13 protein-coding genes are annotated in these 23,828 nt (G+C 41.9%); all 13 read left to right on the top strand.

Annotated elements, in window-relative coordinates; genetic code table 11:
• Window positions 1-7: 7 nt before the first annotated feature.
• The 13 genes from A9970_RS09680 to A9970_RS09620 all read left to right on the top strand — a co-directional run bounded on the left by A9970_RS09680 (window position 8) and on the right by A9970_RS09620 (window position 23,725).
• On the top strand, window positions 8-778 hold the full coding sequence (locus A9970_RS09680) for a rhamnogalacturonan acetylesterase (protein WP_182982147.1): 771 nt from the start codon (window positions 8-10) through the stop codon (window positions 776-778).
• A gap of 8 nt (window positions 779-786) precedes the next feature.
• Window positions 787-1,566, top strand: a complete 780-nt coding sequence (locus A9970_RS09675) for a rhamnogalacturonan acetylesterase (protein ID WP_182982146.1) — start codon at window positions 787-789, stop codon at window positions 1,564-1,566.
• A 1-nt stretch (window position 1,567) separates the two neighbouring features.
• The gene (locus tag A9970_RS09670) at window positions 1,568-3,163 is read left to right on the top strand and encodes an arylsulfatase (RefSeq protein ID WP_182982145.1); all 1,596 of its coding nucleotides are present in this window, start codon (window positions 1,568-1,570) and stop codon (window positions 3,161-3,163) included.
• Window positions 3,164-3,277: 114 nt separating this feature from the next.
• A complete protein-coding gene (locus A9970_RS09665; protein ID WP_182982144.1) occupies window positions 3,278-4,432 on the top strand; it encodes a glycoside hydrolase family 88 protein in 1,155 nt (384 codons plus the stop codon).
• 1 nt (window position 4,433) lies between these two features.
• Window positions 4,434-7,391, top strand: a complete 2,958-nt coding sequence (locus A9970_RS09660) for a glycoside hydrolase family 2 protein (RefSeq protein ID WP_182982143.1) — start codon at window positions 4,434-4,436, stop codon at window positions 7,389-7,391.
• Between the two features lie 41 nt (window positions 7,392-7,432).
• Complete coding sequence (rhaM, locus tag A9970_RS09655) at window positions 7,433-7,744, top strand: L-rhamnose mutarotase (RefSeq protein ID WP_182982142.1); 312 nt, start codon at window positions 7,433-7,435, stop codon at window positions 7,742-7,744.
• 12 nt (window positions 7,745-7,756) lie between these two features.
• Window positions 7,757-10,498, top strand: coding sequence for a glycosyl hydrolase (locus A9970_RS09650; RefSeq protein WP_182982141.1), 2,742 nt, complete (start codon window positions 7,757-7,759; stop codon window positions 10,496-10,498).
• Window positions 10,499-10,726: 228 nt separating this feature from the next.
• Complete coding sequence (locus A9970_RS09645) at window positions 10,727-13,900, top strand: TonB-dependent receptor (protein WP_182982140.1); 3,174 nt, start codon at window positions 10,727-10,729, stop codon at window positions 13,898-13,900.
• A 4-nt stretch (window positions 13,901-13,904) separates the two neighbouring features.
• Window positions 13,905-15,410, top strand: a complete 1,506-nt coding sequence (locus A9970_RS09640) for a RagB/SusD family nutrient uptake outer membrane protein (RefSeq protein WP_182982139.1) — start codon at window positions 13,905-13,907, stop codon at window positions 15,408-15,410.
• A 284-nt stretch (window positions 15,411-15,694) separates the two neighbouring features.
• Window positions 15,695-18,826, top strand: a complete 3,132-nt coding sequence (locus tag A9970_RS09635; protein WP_220801572.1) for a TonB-dependent receptor — start codon at window positions 15,695-15,697, stop codon at window positions 18,824-18,826.
• A 27-nt stretch (window positions 18,827-18,853) separates the two neighbouring features.
• Window positions 18,854-20,932, top strand: coding sequence for a RagB/SusD family nutrient uptake outer membrane protein (locus A9970_RS09630; protein ID WP_182982138.1), 2,079 nt, complete (start codon window positions 18,854-18,856; stop codon window positions 20,930-20,932).
• Window positions 20,933-21,130: 198 nt separating this feature from the next.
• On the top strand, window positions 21,131-22,192 hold the full coding sequence (locus A9970_RS09625; RefSeq protein WP_182982137.1) for a glycoside hydrolase family protein: 1,062 nt from the start codon (window positions 21,131-21,133) through the stop codon (window positions 22,190-22,192).
• Window positions 22,193-22,324: 132 nt separating this feature from the next.
• Window positions 22,325-23,725, top strand: a complete 1,401-nt coding sequence (locus A9970_RS09620; RefSeq protein WP_182982136.1) for a glycoside hydrolase family 28 protein — start codon at window positions 22,325-22,327, stop codon at window positions 23,723-23,725.
• The last annotated feature ends 103 nt before the right edge of the window (window positions 23,726-23,828 follow it).

The following is a 23,828-nucleotide window of genomic DNA, read 5'->3' as shown; positions in this document are numbered from 1 at the left end:
TTAGCAAATGAAGCATACAATAAAATGGATAGGGATGGCACTGACAGCCGTTCTTTTGATATCCTTTGCAAAACAGCAAGATAGACCTACGATTTATCTTATCGGTGATTCGACCGTTAAGAACAGCAATAAGGAATATTGGGGCTGGGGTACCCTGATTCCTGAATTATTGGATACGACACGAATCCGTGTAGACAATCATGCAATGGCGGGGCGTAGTACACGAACATTTGTCAAAGAAGGAAGATGGGCAAAAGTTGATTCTTTGTTCAAGCCGGGAGATTTTTTATTGATTCAGTTTGGCCATAACGAGGGCAGTAAGCCCGATACCAGCAAACAAGGCTATCGGGGTGTGCTACGGGGCATCGGCCGGGATTCTGTTGTGCTGGATTGGGGAAATGGAAAGAAGGAGACCGTGCGCACTTACGGTGAAAACCTGCGTCGTTTTGTGATTGAAGCAAAGAAAAAGGGGGTAACACCAATTTTGTTATCCATGATTCCGCGCAACCAATGGGATAATCAAGGTAAGGTGAAACGAGCCGACAACGACTTTGGCTTGTGGGCTAGGCAGATTGCAGAAGAACAGGGCGTTCCTTTTTTGGATCTGAATAGTATTACCGCAGATAAATATGATCAGCTTGGAGCTGAACGGGTAAAATCCAATTATTTTCCAGGTGACCATACGCATACGAATAAAGCTGGAGCAAGAGAAAATGCATTGTCTGTTATCGAAGGATTTCGGAGGATTAAAAGCCAATTAGTACAATACATTAAATAAAAACGAAGATGAAATTGAAATTGTTGCCTTGGGCTGCGGTCCTTTTCGCTGTAATCAGTATGTCTTTTTTGGAAAAACAGCATAAACCGACCTTATTTATTATTGGTGATTCCACCGTAAAAAACGGACAGGGAAATGGGGCCAATGGACAGTGGGGCTGGGGAAGTTTGATCGGTCAGTATTTTAAATTAGATAAGATCAATGTCAAGAATCGTGCTTTGGGGGGAACAAGTACCCGGACATTTTATAACAATCCAAAGCTTTGGCAGAGGGTACTGGATAGCATACAGCCGGGCGATTTTGTCCTTATGCAATTTGGACATAATGATTCAAGTCCTATTGTGGATACGTTACGTGCTCGTGGAACGATAAAAGGAAATGGCGACGATTACCAAGAAGTGTATAATCCATTGCTGAAGCAACATGAAGTTGTCTATAGTTATGGTTTTTACTTACGTCGATTTGTGAAAAATATTCAAGACAAAGGAGCCACAGCAATTATTTGTTCACCTATTCCGCGCAATGCCTGGGAAGGAAACCAAGTGCGTAAATCGGATTATGCAACATGGGCAAAAGAAGCTGCACAACAGACTAATGCGTTTTTTATCCCCTTGCAGGATCAAGTGATAGCCCAGTATGAAACATTGGGTAAAAAGAATGTAGAAACAGAATTTTTTGATCCTAAAGATGCGACCCACACAATTAAAGCAGGTGCTTTGCTAAATGCTAAACTCGTTGCGGAGCAATTGAAAGCACAAACCAAAATCGGACTAAAGAAATTTATGTAGTATGATAAAATCTACCTTTCCGCTGACGATCTTCTTTCTGCTCACAGTATTTACAGTCCGTGCACAGCAACGGCCCAATATTGTGTTGATTCTGGCCGATGACATGGGCTATGCTGATTTAGGTTGTTTTGGTTCCGAAATTCAGACCCCACATTTGGATAAAATGGCAAAGGATGGTATTAAGATGACTAACTTTTATAATGCTTCGCGTTGTTGTCCATCACGTGCTTCTCTATTGACCGGATTGTATCCGCATCAGGCAGGTGTGGGCGATATGATGAACAAGCGTCCTTTTCCTGCCTATCAGGGCTATTTAAATAGAAACTCGGTCACATTGGCCGAACTATTGAAAAGCGCAGGTTATGGAACTTATATGGCTGGGAAATGGCATGTTGGACAGGAAAAAGAAAATTGGCCTCGGCAGCGTGGATTTCAGCGCTACTATGGGCTAATTGATGGAGCAAACAGCTACTTTGAAAACCGGCCTTATCGTCCCAAACAAACATTGACGATAGCTTTAGACAATGAGACGATCGTTCCGCCAAAAGATTACTATAGCTCGGATGCCTATACGAATTATGCGATGGCTTTCATTGGCGAGCATTTGGAAACGAAAAAAGAGGATCCTTTTTTTCTATACCTCGCTTTTCAGGCACCCCACTGGCCTATACATGCCAAACCGCAGGATATTGCAAAGTATCGGGGTAAATATATGGAAGGCTGGGAGGCTATCCGTGAAAAGCGTTTTCAAAAACAGCAGCAGTTAGGGATAGTGCCACCAACGACCAAATTGTCTCCAATGGATACCACCTTGCGAAATTGGAATGATTGCAGCTGGGAAGAAAAAGTAAAATGGGATGAAAAGATGGCTGTCTACGCGGCGATGGTAGACGAATTGGATCAGAATGTTGGCCGACTGGTTGATTATCTCCAATCAAAAGGGCAATTGGACAACACTGTTTTTATTTTTCTCTCTGATAACGGGGCGAGCAATGAGACAATAACCAATGCGGGATTTACAGCAGAAATTAGAGCTGCGAATGAATTCCCTGCTAGTCATCCACGTTCTTTTACAGCTTATGGAATCGAAGGCGCTGCAGTGAGCAATACCCCTTTCAAAAAGTTTAAGCATTGGGAGTTTGAGGGTGGCAATGCAACCAGTTTTATCGCATATGGCCCCAAGTTTCTGCCTCAAGGAAAACAGTTTGATAGGCCAGCCCATTTGATCGATATCATGCCAACCTTAGCACAATGGTCGGGAGCAAACTATCCTAAAAATTATGCCGGTAATACGATTAAACCGATGGAAGGGGCCTCCTTGCTTCCGCTATGGAATGAGCAACAGAAGGATATGGATAGGGAAATTTGTTTTGAGCACGAAGGTAACAAAGCTGTGCGCAAAGGAAAATGGAAATTGGTCTCTTCCTATCCTGAAAATAGGTGGTATTTATATGATATAGAAAAAGATAGAAGTGAAACAGTAGACTTATCAGCCTCTTTTCCGAAAATATACCGAGAAATGGTTCAGATCTATGAAAACTGGGCGAAAAGGGTTGGTGTGATACCCTACGAGCAGCTCGCTCAAAAACCTTCATGATTTCGCAGACACCAACAGCAGTGAAAGCAAAAGAAGGTTCTCTCTGGCCAATAAGATCAGACACTTTCAGAAAAAAAAGGAATTCCCGTTATGAATAATTATATAAAGAAAAACATGAAAATATTTAATACTTATACGACCACTTTATTGATTGCATTTTTCCTTTCAGCATGTTCATCGACGAAGAAAGTTGTCGAACAGAAGCAGGAATTATCTGCTGTAGATGTACTCCAATCGTTGCAGTTGACCAATCGTTATTTCATGAACAAATGGACAGACACAGGGAAACCGATCTACACCAACCGTTGGCGGCCGAGCAACATCTGGACCCGGGCCGTTTATTACGAAGGGCTCATGGCACTTTATCAGATTGATAAAAACAACGAATACTACAATTATGCAGTGGATTGGGGAAATAAACATGATTGGGGGATGCGCAACGGTTTAGAAACTCGAAATGCCGATGACCAGGCTTGTGGGCAAACCTACCTGGATCTCTATGAGATTGAAGCGAAGCCTGAGCGTATCCAAAAGATTAAAGCCAATATAGATTATATTATCAAATCTGGAAAAGTAGACGATTGGACTTGGATTGATGCCATACAAATGGCCATGCCAATTTATGCCAAACTGGGTGTAATGACGAAGGATCAAACTTACTTTGATTACATGTATAAAATGTATCATCATTCAAAAACGCAGGAAGGTGGAGGCCTATATAATCAGACCGATAAACTTTGGTGGCGCGATAAAGATTTTGTTCCTCCCTACAAAGAACCAAATGGTGAGGACTGCTATTGGTCACGCGGTAATGGATGGGTGGTAGCAGCTTTAGTGAGGGTACTATCTTTAATTCCGGAAAACGAAGTACATCGAGCAGAATATGTAGCGGATTATAAGGCATTGATGGAAGCACTTGTTCCTATCCAAAGACCAGATGGATTTTGGAATGTCAGCCTGCATGATCCCAATAATTTTGGCGGACGGGAAACCTCAGGGACAGCATTATTTGTCTATGGTATGGCCTGGGGTATCAATAATGGTTTCCTGGATGCTAAAATATATCGCCCTGTTGTAGAAAAGGCATGGAAAGTAATGCTAGCAGAAGCGGTACACCCTTCTGGGTTTTTGGGCTATTTACAAGGAACAGGGAAAGAACCTAAGGATGGTCAGCCCGTCAGTTTTTCAAGTCAACCGGATTTTGAAGATTACGGTTTGGGTTGTTTTTTATTGGGGGGGACAGAGGTTTATAAAATGTTGTCAAGATAAGATGAAAAGGTTCCTGTTTATTTTTTGTTGCCTGCTGCTTTCATTCGGTACATATGCTCAAGCGGGGAGGAGGACTTTTAGTTTCAACGCTGACTGGCGTTACCATATTGGCGATGTTAGTGATGCTTCTGCTACGGGCTTCGATGATCGGGCATGGAAGCAGGTTGCCTTGCCTCAAGCATGGAATGAAGATGAAGCTTTCACAAAAGCGATACATGACCTTTCGACAACTATTGTTTGGTATCGAAAAAAGTTTAGTATTCCCAAGGGAATTACTTCTGATAAGGTCTTTTTGGAATTTGAAGGGATTCGCTTTGGCGGAGAATTTTATCTCAATGGAAAATTTATTGGTCGTCATGAAAATGGCGTTATGGCAGCAGGACTTGATATTTCGGACCTGATTGATCGCGATCACGAAAATATCTTGGCCATACGTATAGACAATAGTTGGAGCTATCGTGAAAAGGCAACAAATAGCACGTATCAATGGAACGATAAAAACTTTAATGCAAACTATGGTGGAATTCCAAAAAATGTGTGGATCCACTTTACTTCCAAAATTTATCAGACTTTACCATTGTATTCCAATTTGAAGACTACAGGTGTTTATGTGTATGCGAAAAACATAAATATTCCTGAAAAGACAATGGATCTTTTTGTTTCTTCGGAGGTAAAGAATGAAACCCTGCAATCGCGTCTGGTCAACTTTGTTGCCGAAGTACATAATGCCGAAGGAAAATTAGTGAAAACATTTTCAAAAAAGTTCAATCTTCCTGCCAATCGAACACAACAATTGACCATGAACTCAACCATGAATCAGGTTAATTTTTGGAGCTGGGGTTATGGCTATCTCTATACGGTTACGACAAAAATTGTACAGGACAACAAAACTATAGACGCTGTAAAGACGAAAACAGGATTTCGAAAAACGGCTTTTAAAGATGGCATGGTATATCTGAATGATCAGGTTTTGATGATGAAGGGCTATGCACAGCGTACAAGTAATGAATGGCCTGCTGTTGGTTTGTCTGTAGCACCTTGGTTAAGTGATTTTAGCAATGGACTGATGGTCAAGAGCAATGCCAATTTGGTTCGTTGGATGCACGTAACACCTTGGAAACAGGATGTTGAATCCTGCGACCGCGTGGGACTGATGCAAATGCTACCTGCAGGAGATGCCGAAAAAGATGTCCAAGGTAGACGTTGGGAGCAGCGAACGGAGCTTATGCGTGATGCAATTATTTATTATCGGAATAACCCAAGTGTCTTGTTTTATGAATGTGGAAACGAATCGATTTCGGAGGAGCATATGGCAGAGATGAAGACCATTCGTGATCAATACGATCCAGCTGGCGGACGGGCAATTGGCTCACGTGAGATGCTGGATAGTAAGCTAGCTGAGTATGGTGGTGAAATGTTGTATATCAATAAAAGTGCGCGCCACCCCATGATTGCAACCGAATATATGCGGGATGAGGCCTTACGTAAATATTGGGACGAATTGAGTTATCCTTTTCATAAGGATGGTGAAGGCCCGCTTTATAAAGGTGTAGATGCCAGTGATTATAACAGGAATCAAGATACTTATGTTGTTGAAGCGGTACACCGTTGGTGGGAATATTGGAAGATGCGTCCGGGCACTGGTGATCGCGTAAATTCGGGCGGTGTCAATATTATTTTCTCGGATTCCAATACCCATTTTAGGGGAAAAGAGAATTACAGAAGAAGTGGTGAAGTAGACGCCATGCGTATTCCCAAAGATGCTTACTTTGCCCACCAGGTGATGTGGGATGGCTGGATCGCTCCTGATCCAAAAGGCTTGTACCTTGTAGGACACTGGAACTATGCTCCCGGAACGAAAAAAGATGTATTGGTCGTTTCGGCCGCTGACCGGGTCGAATTAGCTGTGAACGGAAAAGTACAGAAAGAAGCGGAAAAGCTATACGACTTCCTATACCGATTTCCATCCGTTGATTTTGAGGCCGGCGTATTGACGGCAAAATCATTCACAAAAGATGGAAAGTTGTTAAATAAGAAAGAACTAAAAACAACAGGTGAGCCTTACAAAATCCGTTTGACGGCGCAACATGGTAAAAATGGCTTATTTGCTGATGGTAACGATATGGTATTGGCAGAAGTCGAAGTGCTTGACAAAAACGGATTACGTTGCCCATTGGCTTCTAATACGATTGACTTTAAGTTGGATGGACCGATGGATTGGCGCGGGGGTATCGCCCAGGGGCCTGATAACTATATTTTAGCGACCTCACTTCCTGTGGAGGCTGGTGTAAATCGTGTATTACTTCGCACAAAGTACGATAAATCGGGGCGTGTGATGTTGAAGGCGACATCAAGTGGTCTGCTGTCAGATTCAACCGTCTGGACGGTGCAACCCCTCAAAACCATGGCGGATTATTTCGTCAAGGAATCTAACGAAAATTTGCCTTCATTTTTAGCGCGTGGACCAAGTCCTGCGAACCCCACATTGGTGCAACTGAAAAAAAGTCTCAAAATCCGTGCAGTTGCTGCTGGTGCCAATCAAGAGAAAGCATCACAATCTTACGACGATAATGAACTGTCGGATTGGGTCAATGATGGACAACTGGGCACTGCCTGGATTACATACACCTTGCAGGAAAAATCCGATATTGATGAAGTTGACCTGAAACTGAATAATTTTAGATCAAGATCTTATCCATTGCAGATTTTTGTGGACGAAAAACTTGTTTTCGACGGCAATACAGATGTGACATTAGGCTATTGTACCTTGTCATTTCCGCGTACAAGGGGTGAAAAAATAACAATAAAACTTAAAAATGCACCTTTTACCACGAGGGAAAACAATCAGGTTGAAATGGGGGGCAAGAAACTTGATGATGGTGTGGCCCGTAATGACGCGAATGCCAAAGGCACCTTGAGCATTATCGAAGCTGACATACATCAGGTATTGGCCAATTAAGAAAATTTGTCGATCATAAAATAGTTGAAGACTTAAAAGAAATGGAGAAAATAGCATTTAAAATGAAATTGAAACCGGGAATGTCTGCGGAATATAAGCGGAGACATGACGCGATCTGGCCAGAATTAATAACCTTATTACGCGAAAATGGGGTGTCTGATTATTCCATTTTTTTGGATGAGGAGACAGACACTCTATTTGCTGTTCAATATTTAGCAGGACATTCGTCACAAGAGTTGGGTAAGGAAACTATTGTTCAGCAATGGTGGGATTATATGTCTGATATCATGGAAGTACATGCCGATCATTCTCCAGTATCGGTCAGTTTGAAAAAAGTATTTCACCTAGATTAGGCCAACTGTAACATGAAGAAAATTTATATATCATTAGTGCTTGCCTGTAATCTGTTGGCTGTCGGTCGAACGATGGCGCAGGATTTATGGCCAGCAGTTACCAAAGAAATGAGGCCTTGGACGCGTTGGTGGTGGCTCGGTTCGGCTGTGGACCGACCTAATCTCGAACGCGAATTAACCTTATTTGAAAAAAGTGGTTTTGGTGGAGTTGAGGTAACACCTATTTATGGCGCTAAGGGATTTGAATCCAGCTACCTGAACTTTCTTTCACCACAATGGATGAATATGTTGGGGGTAACAACGGATAAGGCCAATGCCTTGGGCATGGGAGTGGATATTAATTTGGGAACTGGTTGGCCATTTGGGGGACCTCAAATCAAAGAAAAGGATGCCGCTACCAAATTGATCCTAGATGAATTTGAATTAAAAAAAGGTGAAAAAGTCACCTTTCCCTTAAAGCCTAAGGATCCTAAACAACATTATTTCTTTTTGCAGGCATTACGGGCATTTAGAGCCGACAATAGCGAGATTAATCTGGATGATCATATTTCAAGGACTGCTGGAACATGGGAAGCCCCTACCGATATTCGTTTAATAGCTGTCTTTTCTGGTAGAACAGGGCAGAAAGTCAAACGTGCCGCTCCGGGCGGAGAAGGATATACGTTGGATCACCTGGGGAAGCATTCTGTGGCATCTTATTTCAATAGATTTGCCGAAGCTTTTCAGGACAAACCATTGCATGTACGTGCTTTTTTTAACGATAGCTACGAAGTATACGGTGCGAATTGGACGGATGAGTTTTTGCAATCATTTGAACGGATAAAGGGATATAGGTTACAGGATCATCTCCTGGATTTTGCAGGTAAGGGCAAGAATGAAGCTAAAACAGCAGGCCTTAAATCGGATTATCGTGAAGTTGTAAATGCATTGCTCGCCCAGAATTTTTTGATCCCGTTTACGAATTTCGCCCATCGCTTTAGCGCAGTCTCAAAAAATCAAGCCCATGGATCTCCAGGAAATCTGATTGATTTGTATGCGGATACAGATATTGCGGAGTGTGAAACCTTTGGATCCAGCAGTTTTGATATTCCTGGATTAAGACGGGATACTGCTGATATCCGTAATGTGGATCCAGACCCCATGATGGCGAAATTTGCGACGTCGGCGACAAATGTATACGGTAAAAAATATACTTCTTCGGAAACATTCACCTGGCTGACGGAACATTTTAAAACTTCTTTGTCACAAACGAAACCAGAAGTCGAACAACTATTCCTTGCTGGAGTGAATCATGTATTCTATCATGGGACAACCTATTCGCCGAAAAATGTACCTTTTCCCGGATGGTTGTTCTATGCTTCCGTTAATTTTGTTCCACAAAATTCGTTCTGGGACCACCTTACCGGTTTGAATCAATATATTACACGTGTGCAATCTATCTTGCAATCTACGCGTGCTGACAACGAACTGCTGGTATATTGGCCCATTTATGATATTTGGAATAATGCCAAGGGAATGGATAAGGCATTAAAGGTTCATGATGTTGACGAGTGGTTACATCCGACGCAATTTTATAAACAAAGTGTTCAGCTGCAGAAACGGGGCTATAGCTTTGATTTTGCAACAGATAAAATTCTGGCGGGAACTACAGTAAACGACGGGAAATTACAAACCTCAAAGGATGCGATCCCTTATCGGGCAATTTATATACCTGCCTGTCATTATTTTTCTGAAGTGACACTGCAGAAAATCCTGGAAATGGCCAACCAAGGCGCAACTGTCATCTTCCAGCAATTACCGCAAGAGATTCCTGGATATAGCCAATTAGAGGAACGTCGTACACTGTTTAATAAATTAATTGCATCGCTAGGTTTCGAAAAGGATAAAGCGAATCAGTATACAGCTTTTGGAAGAGGCAAAATCTATCTTACGACAGATGTCAATTCGGCGCTCGAAACAGAAGAGATCGCACCAGAACGGATTAACCAAACAGGGTTGAAGTTTTCACGCAGAGCCGCTGGTAAGGACAGGTATTATTATTTGGTCAATCATAGTGGACAGACCGTTGATCGTAACATTACACTAAATGTACAGGCTTCACATTATTCGCTGTTGGATCCTCAAACTGGGCAGACATATCAGTTGCCATCAGCTAACGGCAAAATACGGGTGCAGATTCCATCTGGCTATTCCTGGATAGTCCTTGCCTCAGCGCAACAGGCCGGAGAACCCTTTCGTTATCAGGACGAGTTAAACCAAGTGGCGCAATTGGATCGCGATTGGAAAGTGAGTTTTATTGCTGGTGGACCTGTTTTACCAAAGGCTAAAAAGCTCGATCAACTCTCCTCCTGGACAGATTGGGGAGACCAAGATGCTGTCAATTTTTCCGGAACAGGGGCTTATGAAACAACAATTTCGATCAATAAGGATCAATCAAAATCCTATCTACTGAAATTGGGTCGTGTTGCTGAAAGTGCAAAGGTCTATGTCAACGGAAAGGAGGCCGGTGTGTTATGGTCGGTTCCGTTTCAGCTAGATATTACAACAATGCTTGTCAATGGGGAAAACAAGATTCGCATAGAGGTTGCCAATTTAATGGCAAACCGTATCAGCTATTTAGACCGTAAAAAAGTTGCCTGGCGAAATTATCATGAAATCAATTTTGTCAATATCAATTATAAAGATTTTGATGCAAGCGGCTGGAAACCCATGGAAAGCGGTCTGATTGGACCCGTGACCATTTGGAGTTATTAAAAGCAAAAAGCAGTAAGCACTATTGAAAGCCTCGTATAAAACGAGGCTTTTTTTTGGACATTACTTTTTACAATTTCGATCGTTAAAATGTACAAAATGGAGTGCGTTTTAAGTTTTTAAAATTTGCAATTGTCTGGTTATCATGTAAGTTCAGGACAGTTAATCAAATGAGTTCTTTTAAATTGATTTACCAATATAAATCAGATTAATAATTAAAAAACTCAATCCATGAAAAACATAATGCGATATGGGGCCATTGTTGTGGCTCAAATGGCTTTTACGCATGTATTGTACGCACAGGGGACACTGACTGGAAAAGTTGTTGATAGTAAAAATCAGCCGATCAGTGGCGTTACAATCCAGGTAAATGGCAAAAATGAAGGGGCAAGCGGTCAAAATGGTGATTTCAGTATTCATGCAAAATCTGGTGACAACATTGTATTTCGTTCTGTGGAATACCAGCAGAAAGAAGTCCGCGTATCAACATTAGCATTTCTACGTGTTGAGTTGTTGCCGAAACAAGAAGCATTGGATGAGGTTGTCGTCATTGGCTATGGATCCCAAAAACGAACTAACCTTATAGCACCGGTTTCAAAGTTTAATGCTGAGAATCTCGATGAGCGCCCTATTGCACGGGTTGATCAAGCCCTGATCGGACAGATGTCCGGTGTACGGGTTAAGCAATCTACAGGTGTTCCCGGAAAAGGGTTAAGTGTTCAGGTCAGGGGATCGGGCTCTATTACCGCTGGAAGTGAACCCTTGTATGTCATTGACGGTTTCCCACTGTCAACGGCCTCGCAAAACGGCTCGGGAAACTATGCCTCAGGAAATCCGCTGGATAATATGAACCCCAACGATATTGAATCTGTGGAGGTACTAAAAGATGCATCTGCAGCTGCAATTTATGGATCCCGAGCAGCAAACGGAGTTGTTTTGATCACCACAAAACGCGGGAAGAGCGGCCAGGCTAAAGTAAGTCTCAATTCATACGTAGGCATGTCCGAGGCTTATAAAAAATTGGATATGTTAAATGGTGAAGAGTGGATAGATAGAGCGGTGGAGATGATCAATGCACAATGGGAAGCCTCGGGTACCGGAAGGCTGGCAAGCCAAAGCAATGCCGAACGACGGAAAATATTGGGACTCGCCGACGGGACATATAATACATCTTATATGTATGATGACCGTTGGCTGGAACCCGGACATCCCGGGCTTTACCTTATCAATTGGCAAGACGAAGCGTATCGAAAAGGAGTGATCCAAAACTACCAGGTTGCGGCTTCGGGAGCGACAGAATTTGTCAATTATTATATCTCGGGGAATTACCTCAATCAACAAGGTATTGTGAAAGGCTTGGATTATAAAAACTATACTGCCAGAGCTAACGTTGAAGTAAAACCGAATAAAAAATTCGCATTTGGTTTAAACTTAGCACCTACCTATTCTATCGGAAACGATCCCGGAGTGGAAGGAAAGGATAATATCATGCATCAGATTTATTCGATGTCACCTGTTCAGGACCATCCTGCTGGAACAGTAAACGTTTTTGACAATGAAAAATATCCTTGGAGTACTTCAACAAATGATCCCATTGCCAAATTGAATTATTATATCGGGGAAAACAAAATTTCACGTTTACTGGGGACAGTTTACGGACAGTACAATATTCTTGATAACTTCAATTTTAAGACTACAGTTAATTTGGATCAAACCGATAGCAGAAGTAATAGATTTCAGCCCTACACTGTAGGCGGAACTTTGGCTAACCGAACCAACAACCCGAATCAAGCGACCTATGGCTCCAACAGTGTGTATCGAAAGCAAACTTTTGTAAACGAGAATACATTAAATTATCATCTCAATTTTGACAAACATGATATTACCGCATTGCTGGGGCAAGCCTATAATTTTGATAAACTTGAAACTTCTTCCATCACCTCGCAGGGAGGTTATACCAATAGTTCTATAACAACTTTGAACGGTGCAGTTGCTACAGTTGCCTCAACAGGCGCAACACAAAGTGTCTTGCTTTCTTATTTTGGGCGTGTCCAATATGCCTATGACGGTAAGTATTTGCTTTCTGGAAGTATTCGTCGGGACGGCTCATCGCGTTTTGGATCCAATACAAAATGGGGTTGGTTCCCATCGTTGTCCATGGGCTGGCGTCTGTCACAGGAGGGTTTTATGAAACCAGTTACCTTTATCAATGAGCTGAAATTACGCGGAAGCTATGGTGAATCAGGGAATAACAATATAGGTGATTACAGTAGCATTGCCTTGTTGGGCTTTTATAATTATTCGTCAAATGGCCTTTCCGTTTCTGGACAGGCGCCAAGCAATATCATTAATCCGGATCTAAGATGGGAAAAATCGCGGACTTATGATGTGGGATTGGATTTTGGCCTTTTGGGTTCCCGCATTACAGGATCATTTGACTGGTATACCCGGAAGAGCAGTGATTTATTGCTAAATGTTCCTTCCATGCTTTCGACAGGTTTTTCTTCCTATTTGGATAATGCAGGAGAGGTGAAAAGTAAAGGCTGGGATTTAGAGATCACGTCCCATCAGGTCAGAAAAGCAGATTTTTCATGGTCTACCTCTTTTAATATTAGTCATAATTCCAATAAAGTAACAAAACTTGATGGTGAGCAAAAGGAGATTTTAATACCGTCCTCATTTGATATCCAGCATAGTCTTCTACGGATTGGCGAGCCGATGTATAGTATTTATGTCGTTAAACAAGACGGCATATTGAGTCAAGCAGACATTGATGCTGGGGCTGCGTTGTATGGTAGCCAAAAGGCAGGTGATCCAAAATATGTGGATGCCAATGGAGATGGTGTGATTGATGCGAATGACCGTGTGATTGTGGGGCATCCAAACCCGAGCTATGTATGGGGGATAACCAACAACTTTAAGTATAAAAATTTTGATTTGAGTTTTATGTTCCAAGGCCAGAATGGTGGTCATATCTATTCCTTATTAGGACGTGCCTTGGGACGTACCGGTCAAGGATCATCAGACAATGCGCTTGGATTTTATCGGGATAGATGGCGTTCGGAAGAGGATCCTGGAGAAGGTCGTGTTGGAAAAGCTTATTCAACGTTTGGACGGATTAAAAATACAGATTGGCTGTATTCGTCGGATTATTGGCGTTTACGCAACGTCACTCTTGGTTATAATATAAAAGACCTGAAATTGGGGAGTCAGTCCAAACTTAGTTTGGTCCGTTTATTCGTGACATTGGAGAATTTTTGGGGAAAGGACAAATATGACGGGGGTGTGAATCCGGAATCTTCAAACACAAATCTAAGCGGAAGCTCTGATTATCCCGAGGCGGGTGATTATGGGGGCCTGGCAATTCCAAAGACAGTGACATTTGGTTTAAACGTAAATTTTTAGAACGATGAAAAAATTGAGCCTATTTTTTTTGATAGCAGGTCTATTGGGATCTTGCAAAATGGATCTGAATCAGCAACCAATTTCGAGTGCTACTTCAGATACCTACTTTAAGACAGCAAATGATTTTATTCAAGGATTGAACGCTATATATAACAGTACACGAGGATATCCTGATCGCCTGATGAATCTCTCGGAAACACGATCGGATAACTTGTACGCAGTGTCGGACGGCGGAGTGCGTGATTGGGAAGGGATCAACAGTTTTCATAAAACGATTGCGAGTAACCCCTATGTGATAGAAGCTTGGCAAACAAATTTTAACGGCATCTTTCGTGTAAACAATTATTTGGAACAACTTGCGGCGAATGGTTCCACGGCTATTATTGATGAAAGCCTTCGCAATAGAATGGAAGGCGAAGCCCGGTTCTTGCGTGCATTTTTTTATTTTGATTTGATCCGATACTTTGGCAAAGTGCCACGGATCGACAAGGTGGTATCCGCCAGCCAAGCTAAAAGCGTTGGCCGGAGTAACGTGGAGGAGTTGTATGCGTTGATTATTGAAGATCTGAACAAAGCAATTAATGCGCTGCCTGCACCCAGTGCGTACGCTGCTGCAGATAAAGGCCGTGTCAATAAATACGCCGCAAAAATGTTGCTTGGCTTGGTCTATATGACACGGTCAGGACCCACATTGGGCGTTGAAGGTGCGGGTTTGAACAGTAACGAATGGGGGAAAGCGGTGGAGCAGTTTAACGAGGTGATCAACAGCAATGAATTTAGTTTGCTGACCAGCTATAATAGCATTTTTGATTACGGTAATGAGCGCAACAAGGAAGTGATTTTTAATATTGAATATTCAAGCGGCGCTAATCCTGTTGTTGGGGCAACATTTCCTTGGGTGCTTGTGCCTGATAATTGGTTCAATTCACTCGGGCTAGCCACGCAAGGAGGCTTAACAATCAGGCCAGTATCTGATGACCTGCTTAAGCTGTATGATACAGGTGACAGCAGAAAGACGTTCAGTATTCAGCAAGGATATATCTATGGCAATGTTGCTGAAACAAGATCATTTGTTAAGAAGTTTGTAGACCTTACCAAAGTGCCTGCAAATCGAATGGATTGGCCGATCAATTATATTGTATTCCGTTATAGTGATTTGCTATTGCTAAAGGCGGAGTGCATATTGAATGGCGCCTCTGGGAACATTCAAACGGATGTAGATGCGGTCATCAATCAAATCAGAAAACGCGCCGGATTGACAACTGAGTTGACGAATGTCACTAAATCACAGCTGATGGACGAACGCAGAAGGGAGTTTATTGGCGAAGGGGTGCGATGGTTTGATCTTGTCCGCAGTGGTAGTGTCGAATCGGTCATGAAGGCTTGGATCAGGAAAGAGGACGTCGCAAAGCAGATGTTAGATTTTCAAGTCAATTATGTCCTATATCCGGTGCCACAGTCAGAACTAGACAATAGTCCGGGCTTGTATACACAGAATCCCGGATATTAATATTTTAATTGATTTAATCGCCCTTAGCATTTAAGGGCGATTTTTTTATTTTTGGCGCCAGCTAATGACAGGATTGAACAGGATGGTTATTACAAATCATCCTGTTACTTTTAACCAACATTATAAGCCTAAGGGGAAATCTGATTATTTTTTTAAGCCAGTCGTCCTATAAAGCAATAAGTAAAGATCATACAACATTTTCATTATCTCGTATAATGAAAACCGATTTTCACTACCGAAGATCAACAAGGGAAAGAATAAAATAATACCTAAATAATACTTTAATGATAAACTATTTAACAATTAGGTTTGATCATCATGTAAAGAAGTACACTTTTTTGCTGTTTATGGCGATGTTGTGTACGTTAAATTTATTTGCTCAAACTACGAGGACTGGAAAGGTAAATGATGAAAAAGGTTCACCTGTTCAAGGTGTGACAGTACAGGTAAAAGGCAAAACTATGACGGTAAAGACCAATGCCGATGGGTCATTTACCATCAACGCGCTGCCATCGGATGTATTGGCCTTCAGAAGCCTTGGTTTCGAATCCCAAGAAATTTCTGTTGGTAGTCAAAATAACTTCAATATAGTTCTTGCACAAAAGGTCGATGTCATGGATGAAGTCGTGGTGGTTGGTTATGGCACGATGAAAAAGAAGGATGTGACGGGTTCAATTGCCAGTGTGGGGGAAAAAGAACTGAAGGCAATGCCTGTAAAAGATGCATTGCAGGCAATGCAAGGTAAGGTGGCCGGTGTAGATATCACTTCGAACCAAAGACCGGGAACAACAGGTAGTATAAAAATCAGAGGAGTACGATCTATCAATGCAGATCAAAATCCGCTATATGTAGTCGATGGAATGGTATTGCAGGCTGGAGGCATTGACAATATCAATCCAAGCGATATCGAAACCATTGATGTCCTAAAAGATGCTTCTGCAACAGCTGTCTATGGTTCGCGTGGTGCGAATGGTGTGGTTTTGGTGACGACCAAGCAAGGTAAAAAAGGTCGCCTAATGTTGAATTATGCAGGTACAGCGACATTTGAAAAAATGTATGATGTCACAGAATACATGGATGCAGCCGAATGGTTGGATTATGCGCGCTTGGCAAATTTCGGTACCACAACACCTGACTACAAGAAAGATTATGACAAATGGTCTAAAGTGCCGGCTTCTTGGGCAAATATTGCTAAAGGCTGGACCAACAATAATACCGTATGGGATCCAAGCTTAGTCGGTAATTACGATTGGGCTGACGCAGGACGTAAAAATGCCTTATCGACCGAACATACCTTAAGCGTGTCCGGTGGTGGTGAAAATTCAAAAGGCTATGGTTCCTTTGGCTATTTAAAACAAGATGCCACACAACCAGGGCAAAAATTTAATCGCTATACTTCAAAAGTAAGTTTTGAAGCAACTCCGACTAAGTGGTTTACCATGGGAGCTTCTCTAAATACCTTTTTCTCCGATCAAGATTACGGTTATAACTTTTCTAAATCGGTCACGGGCGCGGGCGATTATTACTCGGCTTTACGGAGTATGCTGCCTTGGTCCGTTCCATACGATGAAAATGGTAACTACATTCGTAACCCTGCGGCTGGAGAAGTAAATATTATCAACCCAATTAATGAATTAACAAATAATACCAATCAACGTCAGACTTTTGGTGCGAATGGCAGTTTCTTTAGCCAATTGGATTTTGGACAGATTTATGAGCCATTGAAAGGGCTAAGATATCGGGTGCAATTTGGACCTGAATTTAGATATTACCGGTTGGGTTTAGCAAATGCAGCCGAAGGAATAAATGGTGACGGCAATAATGCAGTGACTTACTCCACAAATAGAAATCTTTCTTGGACCTTAGATAATCTGATCTATTATGATCGCGACTTTGGAACAGATCATCATTTAGGGATAACATTATTACAAAGTTCTTCCAAGTATAATTCTGAATCAAGTAATATGAAAGCGACGGATGTCTACAGTGCTCGAGAATTATGGTATAATATTAATTCAGGAGGCTTTGTGGGTAGTTGGGGGACTGGACTCGAGGAGAGACAAATGGAATCCTATATGGCGCGTGCAAACTATAACTATAAGGATCGTTATATGTTGACTGCCTTTGTGCGATGGGATGGATCTTCGGTATTAGCCCCAGGACACCAATGGAGCTCATTTCCTTCCGTAGCTGCATCATGGCGAATCGACCAAGAAGATTTTATGAAAAATGCTAATTTCATCAACGCACTAAAATTACGGGTAGGAGCAGGGATTGTGGGTAATGCTGCTATTGGTGCCTATGGTACGAAAGGAGGATTGACGCAAAATTTTTACAATTGGAGCGCTAACAATTCGAGCCCAGGTTATGTAGCATCAGATCCTTCTGCTGCGAATCCTCAGAAAATGGCCAATCCTGAATTGAGCTGGGAACGGACCACACAATATAATGTTGGAATTGACTATGGTCTTTTCAATAATCGCATTAATGGTGCATTGGATTTCTATAAAACAAAAACGAATGATTTATTATTCGCGATGAGTTTAAATCCCGTAACTGGATTCCCGAGTACTTGGGCAAATATTGGGAAAACCTCAGGCTGGGGGATTGATTTTCAGTTGAATACAGTCAATGTTAAAAGTGCTAACTTTCAGTGGAATACAACCCTAACCTGGTCAATGGATCGAAATAAAATTTTGCAATTGAATGACGGACGGACAGAAGATGCTAATAATAAATTGTTTGTCGGCCAGCAAATCTCTGTTCCGTACGATCTAGTTTATGATGGTATTTGGAAAACCTCAGAAGCGGAAGAAGCAGCAAAATACAAAGCGAAACCTGGACAGATTCGTGTAAAAGATATTAGTGGGCCCGATGGTGTTCCTGATGGTCAAATAGATGCAACTTATGACCGGCAGATTTTGGGCTCCTATCGTCCAAAATGGTCCGGCGGTATTATGAACACCTTCACCTATAAGAATTTTGATTTATCCTTTTTTATTTTCTCCCGTTGGGGACAAACCATCAATGCCGGGGCAGAAAATCTAGGTGGGCGTTTTATGATGCGTAAATTGGATTATTTTATCCCTGGCGTTAATGAAGACGCGGAGTATTATCAACCGGGATTGAATGGTATTGATGTTGCAGATCCTAGGAATTCTTCTATGAATTATCGTGATGGCTCATTTATTAAGTTGCGGAATGTAAGTTTGGGATACAATTTTCCAAAAGCAAAATTAGAGAAGTTGGGCGTAAGTAACTTTAAAATCTATGCACAAATTATGAATCCAGCGATGCTGTATTCAAAAGTTGATTTCTTGGATCCAGATCTATCGAATTACAATAATAATACAACGCAAGCTGGTTCCGCAATAGCAACTCGGGGTGTAGTAATTGGTGTAAACATTGGGTTTTAGACTGTAAAAAGATTAAAAAAGATATTCATGAAAAATTATAAAATATTAATTGCTTCTATCTTTGGTGCTGCTGGATTGCTAGTATTGAATGGATGTAGCAAAGACTTTTTAAAAGAGGACCAGATTACTATCCCAGATACGGAATATTTTAAGACACAGGCAGGGTTGGATGATCTGGCGACAGGAGTTTACTCGAAGCTGAAGTTTAAATATAATTATACCTGGGGCATGGCTTTGTTCAATCTAGGTGTAGATGAGTTTACGGATGCAAATAATCCCTCCCCAAGCTTCAATAGTTATAGCGCCGATCTAAATTCTACAGAATCAACTTATGGTGGTGGAAATATTCAGCCGGTGTTTGATAATATGTATAGTGGTATCGAATCGGCCAATACCCTGATTCAAAACGTACCCTTATATTATGATAAATCCAATGCCAATTATAATACACGTCTTGGCGAGGGATACTTTATGCGGGGATATTTCTACTTACAGCTGATTGTACAGTTTGGTGGTGTCCCCCTGAAATTGACCCCGACCGAAAAGGTTGAATCCTATTTTACAAGAGCCTCAGAGGATGCCTGTTTTGCACAGGCCATAGCAGATCTTGAGCAGGCTTATACGTTGTTGCCGGCTTCGGCGACAGAATTTGGGCGTGTAACAAAATCAGCTGCAGCACACTACATTGCTAAAGCACGATTGACTCGATCGAGCGAGCTATATGCCTCTTGGAATTCAAAATATACCGCAGAAGACTTAGATGCTGTCATCAAATATGGAACGGAGGTCGTGGCGGCACATCCCCTGGTAGATGATTACGTAAAACTATGGGATTATCAAAAGGCCAATAGTGCTAACGAAAAAGTCTCGGAGGTTGTTCTGTCAGCACAGTTTTCGGACGACCAGGCAACCTGGGGACGTTATGGAAATCAGATCCATCTTTACTACCCTGCTGTTTATCAAGATTTAGGAGGAACAAGCCGCGATATCTCCGGCGACCGTGAATTCTCTTATGCGCGTACCACAAATTATACGCTGGATGTATTTGACAGGGTGAATGATTCACGTTTCTGGAAATCCTTTATTACGATGTATGGTGCCAATAATACCGCTAATGCCCCTGTCTGGACTGCAGCCAATGCATCGCTTGGGCCTGAAGGAACTGTTGTTGGAACGAAGCGATTTAAAGGTGGAGAGCTGGGTATTAAATACATTGTGAACAACGCTGGCGATACACGCTACAAAGCAGTGGCCAGTGATGCAACAGGAGTTCTTAAAAATGGCGTGATGCAGAATCCGCATACTTTTGTACGTTACTTTCAGGGAGAACCTCAAGCTTGGGTGGGTCAACATGGAAATAACGGATACTTTGGTGTTCAATCACGTTATGTGGCGCTTTCGAAGTTCAGAGATGGCTATCGGGTTAGTATAGCGTCTGCCAATGGTACGCGAGATGTTGTTATGGCACGCTCGGCGGAAGATGTCTTAATGGTAGCCGAAGCCTATATCCGTAAGGGTGAAGGTCAGTACGCGAATGCAATCCAGTGGATCAATAAATTGCGCAGTCGTGCTGGCTATAAAAATGGTGAAGACCGAGCGAAGAATATCGACGGCGGACAAGCCTACAAGAATAATTCCTATGCTGTTGGAAAGGGCGGCGGCTTTTCTGCGGAAGGAGCAATCTATTGGGAAGGAAACTCATACTACGAATCCAATAATGATATTGCGAAAACTACGGTCTCTTCCGAAACTCAGATGTTGATCAATTCTGTCGCTGACATTTATAATTCAGCAGTTGATGCGCCAATCTACGAGAAATTGGGTGCAACAAGCAATGCACAGAAAATGATGGCATTTTTGTTGAATGAACGCACACGTGAATTGTGCGGTGAACTTTACAGATGGGAAGATTTGGCGCGCACCAAAACATTGGAAGCGAGATGGAAAGCCTTTAATGATGGTTATGTACGCGGGAATACAGTCTTTAGTCCAAATACACATTACTATCGACCGATTCCGCAATCTTTCTTGGATGCAACAACCAATGAAAGTGGTGCCGCATTGACGCCTGCAGAAAAACAGGCTATGCAAAATCCAGGCTATTAATTTTTGATGGTAATAAACGTGAACCTGACCTACCTGTTCTGAATGGAATGGGTAGGCTTTTTTTTATCAAAATGTAAGCGATTGCAGGATAGCGCAGGATAGGGAATATTGCTGGTTTTGGTATCTTTCGGTTTGATTCTCATTACATTGGGAATCGGAATAAACCAAATTATAGATCAACGGAAGGGAAATGTTCACATGGATAGAAGAGTCTTCTTAAAATCAAATGCATTTTTGTGGGCGATGACGGTGTTACCTTTAGATACGGCAGCTAAAAAGGGTATATTGGAGTCTCCTTATTTCAAATTGAAACCGATTGGAAGATCCTTACAATTGGTAGATTACTTTATTTGGTGCTCATCTCCGATTTGGGGCGACGATGGTAAGGTTCATCTTTTTTATTCACGTTGGCGAAAGGAAAAAGGGATGGGAGGCTGGATCAAAGGTTCCGAGATAGCGCACGCAGTTGCTGATTCTCCCTATGGAACATTCCAACATAAGGATGTTGTTCTACAACCTCGGGAAGGATTTTGGGATAGTACAACCTGTCATAATCCACTGATAAAAAAGATAGCGGATACGTATTATCTTTTTTATATGGGAAATTCCAACGGAAAGACAGATACCAAAAGGATAGGTGTAGCAACGGCGAAAAACCTGGATGGACCATGGAAACGACAGGATAATCCAATCTTATTGCCTGGCGTGGAGGGGGCATGGGATGATCATTGCACCACAAATCCAGCATTTCTAAAAGGTAACGATGGTAAATTTTGGTTGTATTATAAATCTTGGAATACTGCTGAATATCTGCGGGATAAAGGTCCTGTCAGAGGAAATCGAAAGTATGGATTGGCCAAAGCTGAACATCCCTTGGGACCATATGTTAAAGTATCAGAGCATCCGGTAATTGATTTTTCTGATCGTCCGCTTAATGCACAGCTTGAAGATGCTTTCGTATGGAAACAGGATGAACAGTATTGTTTATTAGCAAGGGATATGGGGTTTTACAATCACGAAGATGGATTGATCTTAAAATCATCAGATGGCGTTAAATGGTCTGAACCGCAAGTGGCTTATCTAGGTTTATCGACCTATATTCAGGAACCGCCCCCACCAGCCAACTTGAAGCGCTTTGGCAGGCTTGAAAGACCTATGATCCTGATGGATAAAATAACGGATAAACCGCGTTTCCTTTTTGGAGCCACCCAAGGCGGAATAGCAGAAACTTCGACAGCCTTTGTATTTGAGATCGTGTGAAGAGTCTGCGATAATCGTGTTTAATTCGAGAAAATAACTGCAAAGTTTTGCTTCTGTATGTTGAAGATCGATACAAGTGAGCGGAATTTGACAGCTGATATAACAAGTATAACCAGAAACAATTATAAGCCAATGAAACAGATTTTTAGTATGCTCCTCGCAATTTTTGCATGCGTAGCAAGTCAAGGGCAACAAATAACCTGGACCAGTGCAAAGCAACCCTTAAAGGAAATTGAACAGCTTAAAAAGATTATTGTTGCTCCTACATTTAAAAAGAAAGATTATTCCATCGCTGATTTCGGTGCTATTGGAGATGGCAGGACAAAAAATACTGTAGCCTTTAGAAAAGCAATTGAAACGTGCAATAGGCAGGGTGGAGGGCGTGTAATAGTCCCAAAGGGAGTCTATCTGACCGGTGCAATCTATTTGAAAAGTAACGTTAATCTTCATGTCAGCGAAGGGGCAACTGTACTCTTTAGTCGAGATAGTGCTGATTATCCGATGGTATTCACGCGTTGGGAGGGCATGGAATGCATCAATTTTTCTCCTTTCATCTATGCGTACAAAGAAGAGAATATTGCCATCACAGGAAAAGGATTGCTGGATGGAAATGCCGATAATGATCATTGGTGGTATTGGTGTGGTGCCCGAAAATATGGATGGCACGAAGGCCGCCCTGGAGAACAAAAGCCTGCCCGGGCAATTTTGCATCAGCAGATGGCTGAAGAGATGGATCCGCATAAAAGAGTATTTGGCGACGGAAATTTTCTTCGCCCCAATTTTGTTCAGCCTTATTTATGCAAAAATGTCTGGATTGCTGAGGTCAAGCTGATTAATTCTCCGATGTGGAATCTTAATCCTGTCCTATGTGAGAATGTATTGATTGAAGGTGTGAAAGTGGTAAGTCATGGACCTAATAATGACGGCTGCGATCCTGATGCAAGTAAAAATGTATGGATCAGAAATTGTTATTTTGATACCGGCGATGACTGTATTGCTATTAAATCGGGACGAGATGAAGATGGCCGCAATATTGGTCGACCTGCGGAGAATCATATCATCGAAAATTGTGAAATGAAAGATGGTCATGGCGGCGTCGTTATCGGTAGCGAAATTGCAGGCGGAGCCAGAAATATCTATGCGCTCAACAATGTCATGGACAGTCCAAATTTGGATCGGGCTCTACGGATAAAAACCAGTTCCAGCCGAGGTGGGATCATTGAGAACGTTTTTTTTTATAACACGGAAGTGGGGCAATATAAGGAAGCGGCTGTACGATTTAATATGTTTTATGAAAAACCCGGAAAACATATTCCAACGATTCGCAATATCTGGGTCGAAAACCTCCATGTTAAAGGTGGCGGAAAGTATGCCGTGCTCTCCACGGCGTACGAATCTTCACCTATAACTGATTTTACGATGGTTAATTGTAAGATTGATGGTGTAAAAGAAACGTTTAAAGTTGATTACCTCAAGAATGTCTCGCTCAAGAATGTCATTGTCAATGGAAAAGAAATCAAATCTTTCGATTAACATAACGTATAAATCGATGGAAAGTATAAACTCCAGTGACTAAGAAGTAGCTAACGGTCATTAAAAAACCTGCAAACAGCTAATTCATGAAATAATTATTGAT

This window comes from Sphingobacterium sp. UME9 (genome assembly GCF_014170215.1).
Classification (GTDB): domain Bacteria; phylum Bacteroidota; class Bacteroidia; order Sphingobacteriales; family Sphingobacteriaceae; genus Sphingobacterium; species Sphingobacterium paramultivorum.
This window is presented reverse-complemented; position numbering and strand designations above follow the sequence as displayed.

Excerpts from the sequence above, each read along its gene's own strand:
- A9970_RS09680 (WP_182982147.1), top strand. The coding sequence starts at position 8 with ATGAAGCATACAATAAAATGGATAGGGATGGCACTGACAGCCGTTCTT.
- A9970_RS09675 (WP_182982146.1), top strand. The coding sequence starts at position 787 with ATGAAATTGAAATTGTTGCCTTGGGCTGCGGTCCTTTTCGCTGTAATC.
- A9970_RS09670 (WP_182982145.1), top strand. The coding sequence starts at position 1,568 with ATGATAAAATCTACCTTTCCGCTGACGATCTTCTTTCTGCTCACAGTA.
- A9970_RS09665 (WP_182982144.1), top strand. The coding sequence starts at position 3,278 with ATGAAAATATTTAATACTTATACGACCACTTTATTGATTGCATTTTTC.
- A9970_RS09660 (WP_182982143.1), top strand. The coding sequence starts at position 4,434 with ATGAAAAGGTTCCTGTTTATTTTTTGTTGCCTGCTGCTTTCATTCGGT.
- rhaM (WP_182982142.1), top strand. The coding sequence starts at position 7,433 with ATGGAGAAAATAGCATTTAAAATGAAATTGAAACCGGGAATGTCTGCG.
- A9970_RS09650 (WP_182982141.1), top strand. The coding sequence starts at position 7,757 with ATGAAGAAAATTTATATATCATTAGTGCTTGCCTGTAATCTGTTGGCT.
- A9970_RS09645 (WP_182982140.1), top strand. The coding sequence starts at position 10,727 with ATGAAAAACATAATGCGATATGGGGCCATTGTTGTGGCTCAAATGGCT.
- A9970_RS09640 (WP_182982139.1), top strand. The coding sequence starts at position 13,905 with ATGAAAAAATTGAGCCTATTTTTTTTGATAGCAGGTCTATTGGGATCT.
- A9970_RS09635 (WP_220801572.1), top strand. The coding sequence starts at position 15,695 with ATGATAAACTATTTAACAATTAGGTTTGATCATCATGTAAAGAAGTAC.
- A9970_RS09630 (WP_182982138.1), top strand. The coding sequence starts at position 18,854 with ATGAAAAATTATAAAATATTAATTGCTTCTATCTTTGGTGCTGCTGGA.
- A9970_RS09625 (WP_182982137.1), top strand. The coding sequence starts at position 21,131 with ATGGATAGAAGAGTCTTCTTAAAATCAAATGCATTTTTGTGGGCGATG.
- A9970_RS09620 (WP_182982136.1), top strand. The coding sequence starts at position 22,325 with ATGAAACAGATTTTTAGTATGCTCCTCGCAATTTTTGCATGCGTAGCA.